General features: G+C 60.1%; 1 protein-coding gene. It reads right to left on the bottom strand.

The window, feature by feature from the left end; all coding sequences use genetic code 11:
• Positions 1 to 94: 94 nt before the first annotated feature.
• On the bottom strand, positions 95 to 346 hold a 252-nt coding region (locus tag EE949_RS08675), incomplete at its 5' end, for a TonB-dependent receptor (RefSeq protein ID WP_122663918.1).

The following is a 346-nucleotide window of genomic DNA, read 5'->3' as shown; positions in this document are numbered from 1 at the left end:
GGGGTGGCGTGTCCCGATCTATCTGGGGCCGGATGAGGTGGTGCCTTATCGCGAGCAGTGATGGGCCATCCATGGCCGCCCGGAACAGGGTGAATCAGAACGTGTATTTGGCCGTCAGCGTGAAGTTGCGCGGATCGCCATAGGTGTCGGTGGAACCCCATACCGAACTGGTACCGATCGCTGCGTAGTAGACCCGGTCGAACACGTTGTTGGCGTTGACCGCCACGCTGATGCCTTTGAATGTGTTGTTCAGACGGCCCAGATCGTAATGCACGGCCGCGTCATACACGGTGTACGAACCGGAGTGGCCGTCCGCCTTGTCACGCACAAAAGCCAGGCTGCCAAG

It is taken from the genome of Pseudomonas viridiflava (assembly GCF_900602065.1).
Classification (GTDB): Bacteria; Pseudomonadota; Gammaproteobacteria; order Pseudomonadales; family Pseudomonadaceae; genus Aquipseudomonas.
This window is presented reverse-complemented; position numbering and strand designations above follow the sequence as displayed.